13 protein-coding genes are annotated in these 13519 nt (G+C 71.7%); 9 read left to right on the top strand and 4 right to left on the bottom strand.

All coding sequences use genetic code 11. The features are described 5' to 3' along the window. Positions 1-65 precede the first annotated feature (65 nt). Complete coding sequence (locus I847_RS0111765) at positions 66-998, top strand: PAC2 family protein (RefSeq protein WP_028049842.1); 933 nt, start codon at positions 66-68, stop codon at positions 996-998. Positions 999-1261: 263 nt separating this feature from the next. Continuing rightward, on the top strand, positions 1262-1465 hold the full coding sequence (locus tag I847_RS0111760; RefSeq protein ID WP_028049841.1) for a cold-shock protein: 204 nt from the start codon (positions 1262-1264) through the stop codon (positions 1463-1465). A gap of 77 nt (positions 1466-1542) precedes the next feature. Here the strand turns inward: I847_RS0111760 and I847_RS23425 are convergent, their stop codons facing one another. Then, the gene (locus I847_RS23425) at positions 1543-2334 is read right to left on the bottom strand and encodes a spermidine synthase (RefSeq protein WP_081680825.1); all 792 of its coding nucleotides are present in this window, start codon (positions 2332-2334) and stop codon (positions 1543-1545) included. Positions 2335-2517: 183 nt separating this feature from the next. On the opposite strand from I847_RS23425, the gene I847_RS23420 reads away from it, so the two are divergent. The 3 genes from I847_RS23420 to I847_RS0111740 are packed head-to-tail and all read left to right on the top strand — an operon-like array spanning position 2518 to position 4691. Beyond that, positions 2518-2988 carry an SAV_6107 family HEPN domain-containing protein gene (locus tag I847_RS23420; protein ID WP_196804548.1) on the top strand — a complete coding sequence of 157 codons (471 nt, stop codon included), beginning with the start codon at positions 2518-2520 and terminating at the stop codon, positions 2986-2988. Continuing rightward, the gene (gene dinB, locus I847_RS23415) at positions 2985-4259 is read left to right on the top strand and encodes a DNA polymerase IV (RefSeq protein ID WP_034610070.1); all 1275 of its coding nucleotides are present in this window, start codon (positions 2985-2987) and stop codon (positions 4257-4259) included. Before I847_RS23420 ends, dinB begins: the two co-directional genes overlap by 4 nt. A gap of 39 nt (positions 4260-4298) precedes the next feature. Beyond that, the gene (locus I847_RS0111740) at positions 4299-4691 is read left to right on the top strand and encodes a DUF3040 domain-containing protein (RefSeq protein WP_028049840.1); all 393 of its coding nucleotides are present in this window, start codon (positions 4299-4301) and stop codon (positions 4689-4691) included. Here I847_RS0111740 and I847_RS0111735 read toward each other — a convergent pair. Genes I847_RS0111735 through I847_RS0111725 form a run of 3 tightly spaced genes read right to left on the bottom strand, consistent with a single transcriptional unit; the run spans position 4636 to position 9184 of the window. Continuing rightward, the gene (locus I847_RS0111735; RefSeq protein WP_028049839.1) at positions 4636-6879 is read right to left on the bottom strand and encodes a DUF3488 and transglutaminase-like domain-containing protein; all 2244 of its coding nucleotides are present in this window, start codon (positions 6877-6879) and stop codon (positions 4636-4638) included. The two genes, I847_RS0111740 and I847_RS0111735, sit on opposite strands and share 56 nt — an antisense overlap. Before the next feature lie 50 nt (positions 6880-6929). After that, positions 6930-8183 (bottom strand): DUF58 domain-containing protein, encoded by a 1254-nt coding sequence (locus I847_RS0111730; protein WP_028049838.1) that lies wholly within the window; start codon positions 8181-8183, stop codon positions 6930-6932. Continuing rightward, complete coding sequence (locus I847_RS0111725; protein WP_028049837.1) at positions 8183-9184, bottom strand: MoxR family ATPase; 1002 nt, start codon at positions 9182-9184, stop codon at positions 8183-8185. Before I847_RS0111725 ends, I847_RS0111730 begins: the two co-directional genes overlap by 1 nt. Before the next feature lie 363 nt (positions 9185-9547). Between I847_RS0111725 and mraZ the strand changes: the two genes are divergently transcribed. The 4 genes from mraZ (at position 9548) to I847_RS23410 (ending at position 13508) form a co-directional block, all read left to right on the top strand. Continuing rightward, positions 9548-10024 carry a division/cell wall cluster transcriptional repressor MraZ gene (gene mraZ / locus I847_RS0111720; RefSeq protein WP_028049836.1) on the top strand — a complete coding sequence of 159 codons (477 nt, stop codon included), beginning with the start codon at positions 9548-9550 and terminating at the stop codon, positions 10022-10024. A 165-nt stretch (positions 10025-10189) separates the two neighbouring features. Continuing rightward, complete coding sequence (rsmH, locus tag I847_RS0111715) at positions 10190-11212, top strand: 16S rRNA (cytosine(1402)-N(4))-methyltransferase RsmH (RefSeq protein WP_028049835.1); 1023 nt, start codon at positions 10190-10192, stop codon at positions 11210-11212. 137 nt (positions 11213-11349) lie between these two features. Beyond that, positions 11350-11625 (top strand): hypothetical protein, encoded by a 276-nt coding sequence (locus I847_RS0111710; protein ID WP_231384199.1) that lies wholly within the window; start codon positions 11350-11352, stop codon positions 11623-11625. After that, positions 11622-13508, top strand: coding sequence for a penicillin-binding protein 2 (locus tag I847_RS23410; protein WP_081680823.1), 1887 nt, complete (start codon positions 11622-11624; stop codon positions 13506-13508). Before I847_RS0111710 ends, I847_RS23410 begins: the two co-directional genes overlap by 4 nt. Positions 13509-13519 lie beyond the last annotated feature (11 nt).

Genomic DNA, 13519 nt, shown 5'->3' with positions numbered 1-13519 from the left:
GGCTCAGAACGATGGGCCGTGGATCGTGTCGACTGCCCCTCGCCCCGGACGGAGATGAGACGAGCATGCTGAACCCGAGCGATATCTACGACGTGGACCCCGAGGTGGCCGCCCAGGTGGAGGCACGCACCGCCCACGGTGGGGGTCCGGTTCTCGTGCACGCCGTCCGCGGCTTCGTCGACGCCGGGAACGCCGGCCAGCTTGCTGCCGAGCACCTCCTCGACGAGCTCACGACCACCCGGCTGGCCACGTTCGACGTCGACCAGCTGCTCGACTACCGCTCGCGTCGTCCGCTCATGACCTTCGACCAGACGACGTGGGCCTCGTATGCCGAGCCCGAGCTCGTCGTCGACGTCGTCGAGGACACCAACGGCGTCCCGTTCCTCCTCCTGCACGGCGTCGAGCCCGACGTCCAGTGGGAGCGCTACGTCGCCGCCGTACGGCAGATCGTCGAGCGGTTCGACGTGTCCCTCACCGTCGGTCTGCACGGCATCCCGATGGGTATCCCGCACACGCGCCCGCTGTCCGTGACGGCACACGCCACGCGCCCCGAGCTCGTCGCCGACCACCCGTCGTGGTTCGGCACGGTGCAGGTACCCGCGAGTGCGAGCGCGCTGCTCGAGCTCCGCCTCGGTCAGAACGGGCACGACGCCCTCGGCTTCGCCGTCCACGTGCCGCACTACCTCGCCCAGTCGGCGTTCCCGCAGGCAAGCCAGGCCGCGTTGCAGAAGGTGGAGGGCGCCACCGGCCTCGAGCTGAACGTCGAGTCCCTCACGCCGGCCGCCGACGAGGCGATGGAGGAGATCCAGCGCCAGGTCGACGCGTCCGAGGACGTCGCCGCGGTGGTCCACGCGCTCGAGGAGCAGTACGACGCGTTCACGCGCAGCATCGGCCGGACGAGCCTGCTCGCGGGCTCCTCGGACCTCCCGACAGCCGACGAGCTGGGTGCCGAGTTCGAGCGCTTCCTGGCCCAGCAGGGTGACGGCGGACCCGCCTGACGGAGGACCTTTACGCAATCGTTGCGTTCAGCGGGCTGCCGGATGGACGAAAACGTGGCGCAGCCCACAGCACCGATGCAAAGATGCACCCGTTGCAGTGACGGACTCGCTTGACCGGCCTCGTGACCTGGGCGTTCGCGCCTGGGGAGCGGTTCCGACCAGTCGTTCTCGGCTGGGTCACCCGGTGCAGGACGTGAGGCATTGCGGCACGGCGCGGACAGCAGGGTCGGCGCCGCCACCGGTGGGAACAGAAGGAAACGAACATGGCACAGGGTGCTGTCAAGTGGTTCAACGCTGAGAAGGGCTACGGGTTCATCGCCCAGGACGGCGGCGGCGCCGACGTCTTCGTCCACTACTCCGCCATCGACTCCTCGGGCTACCGCAGCCTCGACGAGGGCCAGCGCGTCGAGTTCGAGATCACGCAGGGCGCCAAGGGCCCGCAGGCCGAGAGCGTCCGCCCGCTCTGACCTGATCTCCCGCACGACCTGACGACAGGCTGCATGCCCCGGACCCGGGGATGCAGCCTGTCGTCGTCCTGCGGGCGTCACGTCACGGGCGGTCCGTCGCGCAGCTCCGGAGCGCCGGCGACGAAGCCGACGAGCTCCTCCTCGCGGAGCAGCCGGGCCGGTGCCGGCAGGCTGCGTATGCCACGCGCGAGAGCCGAGGACGCCAGCAGGTCGGGGTGGTCGGTCGCCGCGACGACGAGGTTGCCGTAGCCGCGCCCGCGCAGCAGCCCAGGCTCCGCGATGACGGCCACGTCGGCGAAGTGTCGGTCGATCGTGGCGACCTCGGCCCTGGCGCCGGCCAGCGGGGGTCGGTCGGCCGTGTTGACCAGGTAGACCCCGCCCGGGCGAAGGACACGTGCCACCTGCGCGACCATCTCACGGGTCCGGACGTGCCCCGGGGTGACGTCGCCTGCGAAGACGTCGCGGATCACGACGTCGGCCGACGCGTCGGGAAGCTTCTCCAGCTCCGCCCGGGCGTCGCCGGCCCGGATCCGCAGCGCGGGCGCGCGGGGGAGGTCGAACCAGCCCCGCACCAGCTCGGGCAGGGCTGTGTCCAGCTCGATCGCCAGCTGTCGCGAGCCGGGCCGCTCGGCGTCGATCGCGCGTGCCAGCGCGCACCCGGCGGCGCCGAGGTGCACGACGTCGAGGGGGCCGCCCGCGAGACCGACCCGGTCGATGACCTCCGCCATCTGCTGCATGTACTCGAAGACCAGGCGCGTGGGGTCGGCGAGGTCGAGATAGGAGCTCGGCACGCCGTTGACCAGCACGGTGACGCCGTCGGGGTCGTCCGGGTCGCGCTCCAGCTCGACCGTGCCCGTGGAGATCGGCATCGGTCCGGTCGGCCAGAGGGCCCGCACCGCCGCGCGTGTGGGTGGTCGCTGCGAGCCTGTGCTCCGGCGGGAGGTTCGATCGCGAGCGGGCATGGGCCCACGGTACGGGCCGCCGGAGGTTGACAGCATCGAACAAGTGTTCGATGCTTGAGGGACGGTTCGCAGACGACCAGGGAGGCCGTGATGGCACAGCAGCTCGACAGCAGGTCCGTGGGGGCCTCGGCCGGTCCGCAGTCCACCCGTGCCGCCGAGCTGCTCCGTCGCGCCGACGCCGAGCTCGTCGCCGCGCAGCTCTCCGGCGAGGCGTGGGAGCTGTTCACCCACGCCCACCTGGCCGCACTGCGGGCCGGTGCGGCGGTCGTCGCTGCCCGGACGGCGCCGACGCGGCCGGGCCGCCAGGCGTTGCGGACCGTCTGGCAGCTGCTGGACGCGGCGGCTCCGGAGCTGGCTGCCTGGTCGGCGTACTTCGCCGACGCCGCGCCGCTGCGGTCGGCCGTTGACGCCGGGCGGTTCGAGGAGCTCTCCGCTGGGCGGGCCGAGCAGGCGCTCTTCTGGGCGGAGGACTTCGTGGATGCCGCGCGCACGGCCGTGCACGGGGACGGGGTCGGCCACCACCACCTCCGTGGGGACGTCCACGCCCTGCAGGCGTCATGAGTCGCGCGCCCCGGTCGGCGGTGGCCAACCGCGACTGGGGACGCGAGGAGGACGGCTGCTCGATCTTGCACGTCGACATGGACGCGTTCTTCGCATCGGTCGAGCTGGCCCGTCGTCCGCAGCTTCGCGGGCTACCGGTCGTCGTCGGGGGAGCGGCCCGGGGTGTCGTTCTCGCGGCCACCTACGAGGCCAGGGCGTTCGGCGTGCACGCGGCGATGCCCATGTCGGCGGCGTTGCGCCAGTGCCCACAGGCGATCGTCGTCCCACCTGACCACCACGCCTACCACGAGGTCTCCACGGGCGTCATGCGGCTTCTCGGGGACGTGACGGCGCTCGTGGAGCAGGTCAGCGTGGACGAGGCGTTCCTGGACGTGGCCGGAGCCCGCCGACGTCTGGGGCCGCCCACCGTGATCGCGGCGCTGATCCGGCGCCGCGTCCACGAGCACTACGGGATCACCTGCTCGGTGGGCATCGGTTCCACGAAGTTCGTCGCCAAGCTGGCGTCGGGTCATGCCAAGCCCGACGGGGTGTTGCTCATCCCGCGCCGCGCCACAGTCGACTTCCTCCGGTCGCTGCCTGTCGGGGCGCTGTGGGGCGTCGGAGAGAGAACGGAGGCCGCGCTCGCCCGGTGGGGCATCCGCACGGTCGCTGAGCTCGCCGACAGCGACGTCACCACCGTCCAGCAGGCAGTCGGCCGGGTGGCCGGTGCGCACCTGTTCGACCTCTCGTGGGGACGTGACCCGAGGCCGGTGTTCCCGCATCGTGCGGAGAAGTCGGTCAGCGCCGAGGAGACCTTCGTCGTGGATGTCGCGGACCTCGCGGTCGTCCAGCAGAAGGCGCGGGACCTGGCGGACCGGTGCGCCACCCGGCTGCGCCTCAAGGGGCTCGTGACGCGGACCGTGAGCGTCAAGATCCGGACGTCCGACTTTCGCACCCTGACCCGCTCGCGGACCTTGCAGACGCCGACCGACGTCGGCCGGGAGCTCTACCTCGCGGCGCGCGAGCTGATCGCCGGTGTTGACCTCGGCGGACTGCCGGTCCGGCTCGTCGGCGTTCGCGTGGACGGGCTCTCGGCGGCGTCGGACACCATCCGGCACCCCACGTTGGAGGAGGCGGTGGGTGAACCTGCGAGAGGCCGCCGTGAGGTCGAACAAGCGATGGACCGGGTGCGCGGCCGTTTCGGCGGCGCGTCCATCCACGCAGGGACCACGCAGGTTGGTGGAGTACCCTCACGCTCGACTACCACCTTCGTTCCCGCGGATCTATCCTGAGGGCAACACAGGTGCTTACAGCTGACAACGGGGGTCAGGATGCCACTCTCGGAGTACGAGCAGCGTGTGCTCGAGCAGATGGAACGTCAGCTGACATCTGACGACCCTCGGCTCGCCAACACGCTGACTCAGCGCGGGCGTCGCCCGTTCGGCCGGTACGTGATCGCAGGCGTCGGTGCCGCGGTCGGCCTTCTGCTGCTCGTTCTCGGCGCCGCAGGCAGCCAGCCGGTGCTCGGCGTGGTCGGATTCATCGTGATGTTCGCGGCGGTGGCGTTCGCGTTCGCCGATCCGCGCCACAGCGGCCGCCGCTCCGGTCCGCGTGGTGTGGTTCAGGAAGATGGTGCCGTGCGGCCCGCGAAGAAGCGGCGGCCCGGCCTCATGAGCCGTTTCGAGGAGCGCTGGGAACGGCGTCGCGGCGACGGCGGTCGCTGAGCAGACCTTCTGCTCCTTCGACGAGGGCGTCCACCCACGTCGCCAGCTCTGCTGCGTCGGTCTGCGCGTCCTCACGGGCGTAACGCTCGGTCTCGACTGCGCGGGCCAGGGCGACCAGGGCGGCAGCTGACTCGCCGGACAGCTCTGCGCCTGTGCGCGTCATGAGCTGGGAGTTGACGGACGCGACGGCGGTGCGGGGCGTGTCGGAGTCCGACCAGACCAGCCCTCGTTTGGCCAGCCGTCGGCGGGCTCGCAACCACGCCCGTTCCGGCGTGAGGTCGGGCAGGAGGCCGGCGCGACGGCGGACGAGGATCAGCGCGAGCGACGCGACCACGAGGACGATGCCTACGGTGATCCCGACCGGGAGCCAGGCCGTGCTCGCCTGCTGAGCCGCGGCGTTGCTGCGCGGGGTCACCGGGGCGGGCGCCTGCGAGGCACCGGGGCTGGCTGCCGGGACGTTCTCGTCCTGCGGGTTCTCGGGCGAGTTGGCTCCCGAGAACGGGTCGCTCCAGGCGGGCAGCGGCCCGGTCTGGCTGGCCGGCGTGGGTTCGAACCGCACCCAGCCGTAGTTGGCGAAGTAGAGCTCGGGCCAGGCGTGCGACTGCTTCCCGGTCACGACGTAGGTCCCGTTGTCGTCGGGCTCGCCGGGCAGGAACCCGACGGCGACCCGCGCCGGGATGCCGAGCGTCCGCGCCATGATCGTCATGGAGGTGGCGAACTGCACGCAGTAGCCGTGTGTCGACTGCAGGAAGTCCCAGACGGCGTCGTCCGAGCGTGACGGTGCCACGTGGGTGTCGTACGTGAAGTTCGACGTCGCGTGGAAGAAGGTCTGCAGAGCCATCGCCCGCTGGTACGGCGTCTTCGCATCGGCCGTCAGCTCCCGCGCCTTCCGGGCGACGTCGTCGCTGTGCGACGTCTTCGGGAGCTCGAGGGTCGTTCCGCTGTCGCTGGGGTCGCCCACCCGGGCCGACGCCAGCTCGTCCTTCGTGAGCTTCGGGATCTCCACCTGCATGGAGTACGGCATGCCGTTGTAGGTGCCGCGTCGACCGATGACCTCGTCGCGCGCACCGTCGTACTGCCACGCTCCGTCGACGACGACGGTGCGGGGGAACGTACTGATGGGGAGTCGACGTTCGCGAAGTGCGCCCACGTCGACGGCGACATCCGCGAGCGTCCCGCGCTCGGCGTCGGGTGCCGTGCCGAACAGTCTCGGGTCCGACGTGAGCAGGGTCGCGGGATCCCAGGACGCCGGCTCGAGGGCGTCCGTGCGCTGCCAAGAGCTGCCGTCGAAGCTGGCGAGGGTGAAGGCGCGCAGCGGGCCCACCGTCCTGGCGGAGACGGTGCCCAGGGGAGCGTCGCCCGAGGCGCTCGGCGCGGGCGACGGCGTGAGCGGGTCGACGGGCGCGGTCCCGGGCTTGACGGTGTAGCGCATGACGACCTGGCCGGAACGGCTGCCGAGGCTCTGGCGCAGGTCGAGGTCGTCGCTGAGCTGCAGCGGGCCGACCGGTCCGGACCCGAAGGACGGCAGGCTCATCGACGCCCAGCCGGGGAACGAGGCGACGGCCGGCCCGATGACGACGGTGGCGATGATCAGCGCCAGCGACGAGAAGATCGCCACGGACGCGCGTCGCCCCTGGTCCGCGTGGGCGGTCGCCGGGGCTGCGCTCAGGGCGAGGAGGAGGAGGTAGAACATCGCGGTCCAGGCGAGGGCCCACCCGCTCGCGGGGAAGCCGAGGGCGACAGCGGGGATCCAGAGCGTCGCGAGCGCGAGGCCGGACGCTGCCGGTGCTCCGAGCCCGATCGCCAGGGCGTCAGCGAGGAGGAAGACGGCCAGAGCGCCGGTCACGACGAGGAGCTCCACCGACCGGACGCCCTGCATGGGTACGAGCGACTGGTTGATGACGGTGATTCCCTCGCCCGCGGTGGCGAGGGTGCGGTGGAACGACCCGGCGTCGGGGAGCACCCGCACGCGACCGGGCGTGGCGCCGTAACGGATCAGGAGGATCGTGACCGACACCACCAGTCCGGCCAGCGAGGGCGCCCACCACGACCGGGTGACCGCGCGGACACCCATGACGACCGCTGCGACGACGACGACGAGGAGCCAGCTCGCGGAGAGCCAGGTGCCCCGCACCATCAGGTTCTGCAGGGCGAGCAGGCTGGAGCAGGTGGCGAGTGCCAAGAGCATGGTGCCCAGAGCGGCGCGTGGCCCACGAGGGATCGGACTCAGGCGGCCGGTCATGAGGCCGACCCCAGGAGACGGAGCCAGCAGTCGACGATCGGTTCGTCCTGCGTGACGCGGCAGGCGCGCCAGCCGGCCCGGCGCAGTGCGCGGATCGTCTCCTCCGCGTCGGCGACGTGCGCCGGGGTGTCGGCGCGGACCACGGCCCAGGCCTGCGCGTCGTCGGCGACGTGGGCCAGCGCCGCACGGGCCGAGGCGCCGAGCGGACCGAGGACCGCGAGCACGATCCCGCCGGCGGAGTCTGTGGAGTGCAGCAGGTGCGCGTTCGCGACGAGGTCCACCTCGCCCTGCACGTTCGAGCGCGGACCCTCGAGATCGATCGTCCGGTCGAGGACGGCGGCTCGAGCGCCCGGGCCCGAGCGGCTGTGCACGAAGGTGAGCGGGTCGGGACGGGCATCGGTCTCCGACAGCGTGCCGCCGACCAACCGGACCGGGTGCCCACCCTCGAGCATCGCGAGCGCCATCGAGGCCGCAAGGGAGATCGACCACTCCAGCGCGGACGCCCGCGCGGGCAGGCCGAGCAGGACGGACACGGGGCGCATGCCGGCTCGCTCGTCGGAGCGGACCATCAGCGCTCCTCGACGGGCGCTGCTGCTCCAGTGCACTCGTCGCAGGTCGTCACCCTCGCGGTAGTCGCGCAGGGAGGCGTCGTCCGTCGACGGGGTGCGGGCCCCGAGCGCGACCCGGTCGGGCTCGCCCACGAGCACGTCACCGGGGGTGGGGAGCTGGACGACCGTCGGCCACACCGAGACCTCGGCCTGCTCGCCGAGGGTCGCGGACGCCCGTACGACCCCGAACGGGTCGCTGCGCGTGACGACGAGCGGCCCGAGCGGCCAGCGGCCGCGGCGCGCGGCCTGCACCGTGTAGCTGACGGTGACGCGGCGCGGCGCCCGGGCGACGCGCGCGCGCAGAGGCCGACCGCCGGACAGCTCCGTGGCGGCCTGCTCGGCGAACTTCAGGCCGGCGAGGCGTACCCGGGCAGCCGGGTCGGTGGCGGCGATGACGACGTCGATCTGTGCATCGGAGCCGGCGTGCACGGGGTTCGGGGAGCTGGTGCGGGTGACGCCGAGCCGGTGCCGGCCTCGGCCGGGGTCGAAGAGGAGCACCCCGACCGCTGCGGCGACGACCAGCAGGAGGAGCAGGGTCCCGATCCGGACGAGGTCGACGGAGCCGAGCACGACCCCGAGCTGGAGCGCGGCGATCCCGGCGGCCGCGAGGGTCCACCCGCGAGCGGTGGGTCGCAGTCGCATCAGCCGACGGCGCGACGGGTCCGCCCGGCGGTAGCCGATGCGGGCAGCGGGATGCGGGCGACGATGTCCGTGACGATGTCGGACGTGCTGCGGCCGGAGAGCCGCGACTCGGTGCTCGGCAGGAGCCTGTGGGCCAGCACGGGCACCGTGAGCTGCTGGACGTCGTCGGGCAGGACGTGGTTCCGGCCGTCCATCGCGGCGAGCGCCTTGGCCGCCCGCAGCAGCTGGATCGCGGCGCGCGGGGAGGCGCCGAGCCGCAGCCCCTGATCCTGTCGGGTCGCCGTGACCAGGTCGACGATGTACCGCTTGACGGCCGGGGCGGCGTAGAGGCGGCGGGTCGTCTCGATCGCCGCCTTGACCTGCACGGCGTCCGTCACGGCGACGAGGCTGTCGATCGGGTCGGACGTCTCCTGGAGGTCGAGCATGTCGAGCTCCGACTCGATGCTCGGGTAGCCGACCGTCAGCCGGGCCATGAAGCGGTCGCGCTGCGCCTCGGGCAGCGGGTACGTGCCCTCCATCTCGACCGGGTTCTGCGTCGCGACGACCAGGAACGGGCGCGGCAGCGGGTAGGTCCGTCCGTCGACGGTCGCCTGGGCCTCCTGCATGCACTCGAGCAGCGCCGACTGGGTCTTGGGGGAGGCGCGGTTGATCTCGTCGCCGATGACGATGTGCGCGAACACGGGGCCGGGCCGGAATTCGAACTCGTGCGTCTGCGACCGGTAGATGTTGACGCCTGTCAGGTCCGAGGGCAGCAGGTCGGGCGTGAACTGGATCCGCCCGACGGAGCAGTCGATGGACCGGGCGAGGGCCTTGGCGAGCGTGGTCTTGCCGACGCCCGGAACGTCTTCGATGAGCAGGTGGCCCTCGGCTAGCAGCACGGCGACCGTGACGCGGACGAGCTCGGGTCGGCCGGTCACGACGCTCTCGATCGCAGCACGCATCCGGAGCGTGGTGGCTACGACGTCGTCGAGCTCGGTCGACGTCGGGGTGGCCTGCAGCATGGCGCCTCCTTTGGCGGATCTGCCACGAGCCTAAAGGTCGTGGCGCCCTCGTTCATCGCGCATGGTCCCCCACTTCGCTCCACGTTCGTGGACGCGGACCGGTTCACGAGGTGCAGCGAGGCGTTCAAGGGCGGAATTTCACCCGTTTCGCCCGATTTTGCCTCATCGGGACCCAGGCGACGCGCTGAGCCGGGGCGCCTGCGTGTGAATCTCCTCCACTTCGCTCCACACGGCTGACCTGCGCATACGTCGTTCCGAACGGGTGAATCACGGGTAGCGCCGGGCCTCGGTGGAGTGAAGTGGAGTAGCGTGGAGGCACGTGGTGAGGCGGGGAGCGTCCTCACGGGGAGCAGAGGAGGCGTGGTGACGTATGACCCGTCCGCCGGCGCATTCGGCTCCTTCGCGCCCTTCCTCGGGACCTACACCCCGCGACTCGACGAGAAAGGCCGGCTCATCCTTCCGGCCAAGTTCCGCGGGCAGCTCGCGCCGGGTCTCGTCATGACACGCGGTCAGGAGCGTTGCCTCTTCCTGCTCCCGATGGCGGAGTTCCAGCGCATGCACGACCAGCTGCGCCAGGCGCCCGTGACCAGCCGCCAGGCCCGTGACTACCTGCGCGTGTTCCTGTCCGGGGCCAGCGACGAGCTGCCCGACAAGCAGGGCCGCATCTCGATCCCGCCGATGCTGCGCAAGTACGCGGGGCTGGACCGGGACGTCGCGGTCATCGGGACCGGGACCCGCGTCGAGATCTGGGACCTGCAGGCCTGGGAGACATACCTGTCCGAGCAGGAGGCCGGTTACGCCGACACGGCGGAGGAGGTCTTCCCGAACGGACCGTTCTAGGGCATCGCCCGTCACCAGCACAGCCACAGGCCGCCCGGTGAGACCTCCCCCCGACTTTCCTGACGCACTTCCCCGGCGTCAGAGGGTCGGAGGGGGATCTGGTCGGACGGCGGAGGGCCGTCCGACCTCACCTTTCCGCGAACGACACAAGGCAGGAGGCAGACGATGAGCGAGACCGACGACGCCGCCTCCCGACACACGCCCGTCCTGCTGCAGCGCTGCCTCGACCTGCTCGCGCCGGCGTTCGCGGACCACGACACGGCGGTGCTGGTCGACTCGACGCTCGGCATGGGTGGGCACACCGAGGGTGTCCTGGCGGCGTTCCCGAACGTCCGCGTCGTCGGGCTCGACCGTGACACGCAGGCGCTGGAGCTCGCCGGCCGACGCCTCGCACCCTTCGGCGACCGGTTCACGGGCGTGCATGCCGTGTACGACGAGATCGGCGAGGTCCTCGAAGATCTCGGCATCGCGAAGGTCCAGGGCGTCTTGATGGACCTCGGGGTGTCGTCGCTGCAGCTCGACGAGCGCGAGCGCGGCTTCTCGTACTCCGCGGACGCGCCGCTCGACATGCGGATGGACGCCACGACGGGTCAGACCGCCGCGGACGTGCTCAACACGTACGACGAGCGCGACCTGGCTCGGATCCTGCGCGAGTACGGCGAAGAGCGGTTCGCACCGCGCATCGCTCGGGCGATCGTCGCGCAGCGCGCCAAGCGCCCGCTCGAGCGCACCGGAGAGCTGGTCAGCATCGTGCGCGCGAACATCCCCGCCGCGACGCGCAAGACCGGGGGCAACCCCGCCAAGCGCACGTTCCAGGCGCTGCGCATCGAGGTGAACGGCGAGATCGAGATCCTCGAGAACGCGCTGCCGCAGTCGATCGAGGCGCTGGCGGTCGGCGGCCGGCTGGTCGTCGAGTCCTACCACTCGCTCGAGGACCGCGCGGTCAAGCGGGCCATGGCGGCGGGCGCGACGTCGAGTGCGCCTCCGGACCTGCCGGTCGAGCCGGCGACCCATGCGCCGTACCTGCGACTGGTGACCCGCGGCGCGGAGGAGGCCGACGAGGCCGAGATCGCACGCAACCCCCGCTCGCAGTCGGTACGCCTCCGGGCAGCGGAGCGCACCCGAGACACCCCTGACCACATGCTCCCCAGCCGTCAGACCCGACCGACCGGAAGGAGGGCGGAATGAGCGCCCAGTCCGCTGTCCGCACCAGGACCGCTCCGGCACGTCCCCGCACCGCGCCGCAGAATCCACCCGCACCGCGTCTGCTGGTCGTCCGCGCGCCGCAGCACGCTCGGACGCGAATGCCGTTCATCCTTGCCTGCATGGCCATCCTCGCGGGAGCCCTGCTCTCCGCCCTCCTGCTGAACACCTCGATGGCGTCGACGGCCTACGCGAAGTACGACCTGTCCAACCAGCTCGGCCAGCTCGACCAGGACGCCAAGGACAAGCAGGCGGACCTGGACGCCATGGCGTCTCCCGAGCACCTCGCCGCAGCGGCCGGGGCTCTCGGCATGGTCAAGACCAACGGCACGGGCTGGCTGAGGCTCTCCGACGGATCCGTGCAGGGCGCGCCCGAGCCGGCCGGGGCCGCCGGATGACGTCGCCGGTCACCGGTCGTGCACGGACCGCCGCCCGCCCGCCGAGCACCGGCCGGCCCGCGGGCGGCGGCACCGTGCCTCGGCCGCGACCGGGCGGACAGCCGCGGACCGTCGAGGTCGCGGTGGGCGCCGGTGCCCCACCGCCCGTGGAGTCGGGCGCGCGCAACCGCATGGCGTTCCTCACCGTCCTCGTCGTCCTCGCCCTCGTCGTGTTCGCCGGCAAGCTCGTCCTCGTGCAAGGCCTGAAGGGCCCGAGCATCGCCGCCCATGCGCAGCAGGGCCGGCTCAGCTCGGTGGCGTTGCTCGGTGGGCGCGGGGAGATCACCGACGCCGACGGGACCGCGCTCGCCGCATCCGTCGAGCGGTACGACATCTCCGTGAACCAGAAGCTCGTCGAGAAGTTCCGGAGCACGCGCACGCCCGCGGTGCCTGACGGCGCGGCCGGTGTCGCGGCCCGGCTCGCGCCGCTGCTGGACATGAACGTCGCCGAGCTCGGGGGCAGCCTCGTCGGCGATCGTCAGTTCGTGTACATCAAGAAGGGCGTGCTCCCCGAGGTCGCCCGTGAGGTGCTCAAGCTCGGACTGCCCGGCATCAACGTCGACCAGGTCTCCGAGCGCGTGTACCCCAACGGCTCGCTCGCCGGGAACGTTCTCGGGTTCGTCAACTCCAACGGCACGGGTCTGGACGGCCTCGAGCTCTCGCTCAACAAGCGCCTGACCGGCAAGGCCGGCGAGGAGATCTACGAGCGTGGCCTCAAGGGCCAGGCGATCCCCGGGGGGTACTCGCAGGAGAAGCCGGCCCGGCAGGGCGACTCCGCCATGCTCACGATCAAGTCGGACATCCAGTACCGCACGTACGCGGCGCTCACCGCTCAGGTGGCGGCCACGGGGGCGGACTCGGGTTCGGCCATCGTGATCGACACCAAGACCGGTGACATCTACGCCATCGCGGACTCCCGCACGGTCGACCCGAACCATCCGGGGGACTGGAAGGGCGGCTCGCTCTCGAGCGCGATCTCGGACGTGTTCGAGCCCGGCTCGACCGGCAAGGTGATCACGATGTCCGCGATCCTCGACAACCACGTCGCGACCCCCACGTCGCAGTTCCAGGTGCCGTACATCTACTCGCCCGACGGCAAGGAGAAGTTCCACGACTCGCACGAGCACGGGGTGGAGAACCTGACCCTCGCGGGGATCCTCGCGGAGTCCTCCAACACGGGGACGGTCATGGTCGGCCAGAACCTTCCGGTGCAGACGCGGTACGACTACCTGGCGAAGTTCGGCTTCGGGACGAAGACGGGCATCGAGATGCCGGGGGAGTCGGTCGGCATCCTGCACCCCGTGGACGACTGGCAGCGCCGCGACAAGTTCGCCGTGCTGTTCGGTCAGTCGGTGTCCGTCACAGCGATCCAGGCGGCGCAGGTGTTCGCGACGATCGCCAACGGTGGCGTGCGCGTGCAGCCGCACATCATCAAGGGCTGGACCTCTCCGGACGGCGTCTTCACACCGGTCGCCGCGCCGACCACGACGCGGGTCGTCTCGCCGGAGACGGCCAAGACCGTGCTCACGATGATGGAGAGCGTCGTCGACGACGGCACCGGCGCCAGCGCCGCGATCCCGGGCTACCGGGTGGCCGGAAAGACCGGTACGGCCCAGGCCTGGGCCTCCGACGGCACGCAGGGCATCACGGCCTCGTTCATCGGCGTGGCACCGGCCGACGACCCGCGGATCGTGGTCGCCGTGATCCTGCACAACCCCCGCAGCTCGATCTTCGGCGGCACGGTGGCGGCCCCGGTGTTCAGCGACGTCGCCGGCTACACGCTCGGCCAGCTCGGCGTGGCGCCGTCCGGCAGCACGGCGACGCTGTTCCCGACGTCGTGGTGAGGCGCGGCGCG

This window comes from Cellulomonas sp. URHD0024 (assembly GCF_000426185.1).
Taxonomy (GTDB): Bacteria; Actinomycetota; Actinomycetes; order Actinomycetales; family Cellulomonadaceae; genus Cellulomonas.
The sequence above is the reverse complement of the archived record's forward strand: the minus strand, read 5'-3'. Positions and strand labels throughout refer to the sequence as shown.

Excerpts from the sequence above, each read along its gene's own strand:
- I847_RS0111725 (WP_028049837.1), bottom strand. The coding sequence starts at position 9,184 with ATGCTGCAGGCCACCCCGACGTCGACCGAGCTCGACGACGTCGTAGCC.
- I847_RS0111740 (WP_028049840.1), top strand. The coding sequence starts at position 4,299 with ATGCCACTCTCGGAGTACGAGCAGCGTGTGCTCGAGCAGATGGAACGT.
- I847_RS23410 (WP_081680823.1), top strand. The coding sequence starts at position 11,622 with ATGACGTCGCCGGTCACCGGTCGTGCACGGACCGCCGCCCGCCCGCCG.
- I847_RS0111710 (WP_231384199.1), top strand. The coding sequence starts at position 11,350 with ATGGCCATCCTCGCGGGAGCCCTGCTCTCCGCCCTCCTGCTGAACACC.
- I847_RS23420 (WP_196804548.1), top strand. The coding sequence starts at position 2,518 with ATGGCACAGCAGCTCGACAGCAGGTCCGTGGGGGCCTCGGCCGGTCCG.
- I847_RS0111765 (WP_028049842.1), top strand. The coding sequence starts at position 66 with ATGCTGAACCCGAGCGATATCTACGACGTGGACCCCGAGGTGGCCGCC.
- I847_RS0111760 (WP_028049841.1), top strand. The coding sequence starts at position 1,262 with ATGGCACAGGGTGCTGTCAAGTGGTTCAACGCTGAGAAGGGCTACGGG.
- rsmH (WP_028049835.1), top strand. The coding sequence starts at position 10,190 with ATGAGCGAGACCGACGACGCCGCCTCCCGACACACGCCCGTCCTGCTG.
- I847_RS0111730 (WP_028049838.1), bottom strand. The coding sequence starts at position 8,183 with ATGCGACTGCGACCCACCGCTCGCGGGTGGACCCTCGCGGCCGCCGGG.
- I847_RS23425 (WP_081680825.1), bottom strand. The coding sequence starts at position 2,334 with ATGCCGATCTCCACGGGCACGGTCGAGCTGGAGCGCGACCCGGACGAC.
- I847_RS0111735 (WP_028049839.1), bottom strand. The coding sequence starts at position 6,879 with ATGCTCTTGGCACTCGCCACCTGCTCCAGCCTGCTCGCCCTGCAGAAC.
- dinB (WP_034610070.1), top strand. The coding sequence starts at position 2,985 with ATGAGTCGCGCGCCCCGGTCGGCGGTGGCCAACCGCGACTGGGGACGC.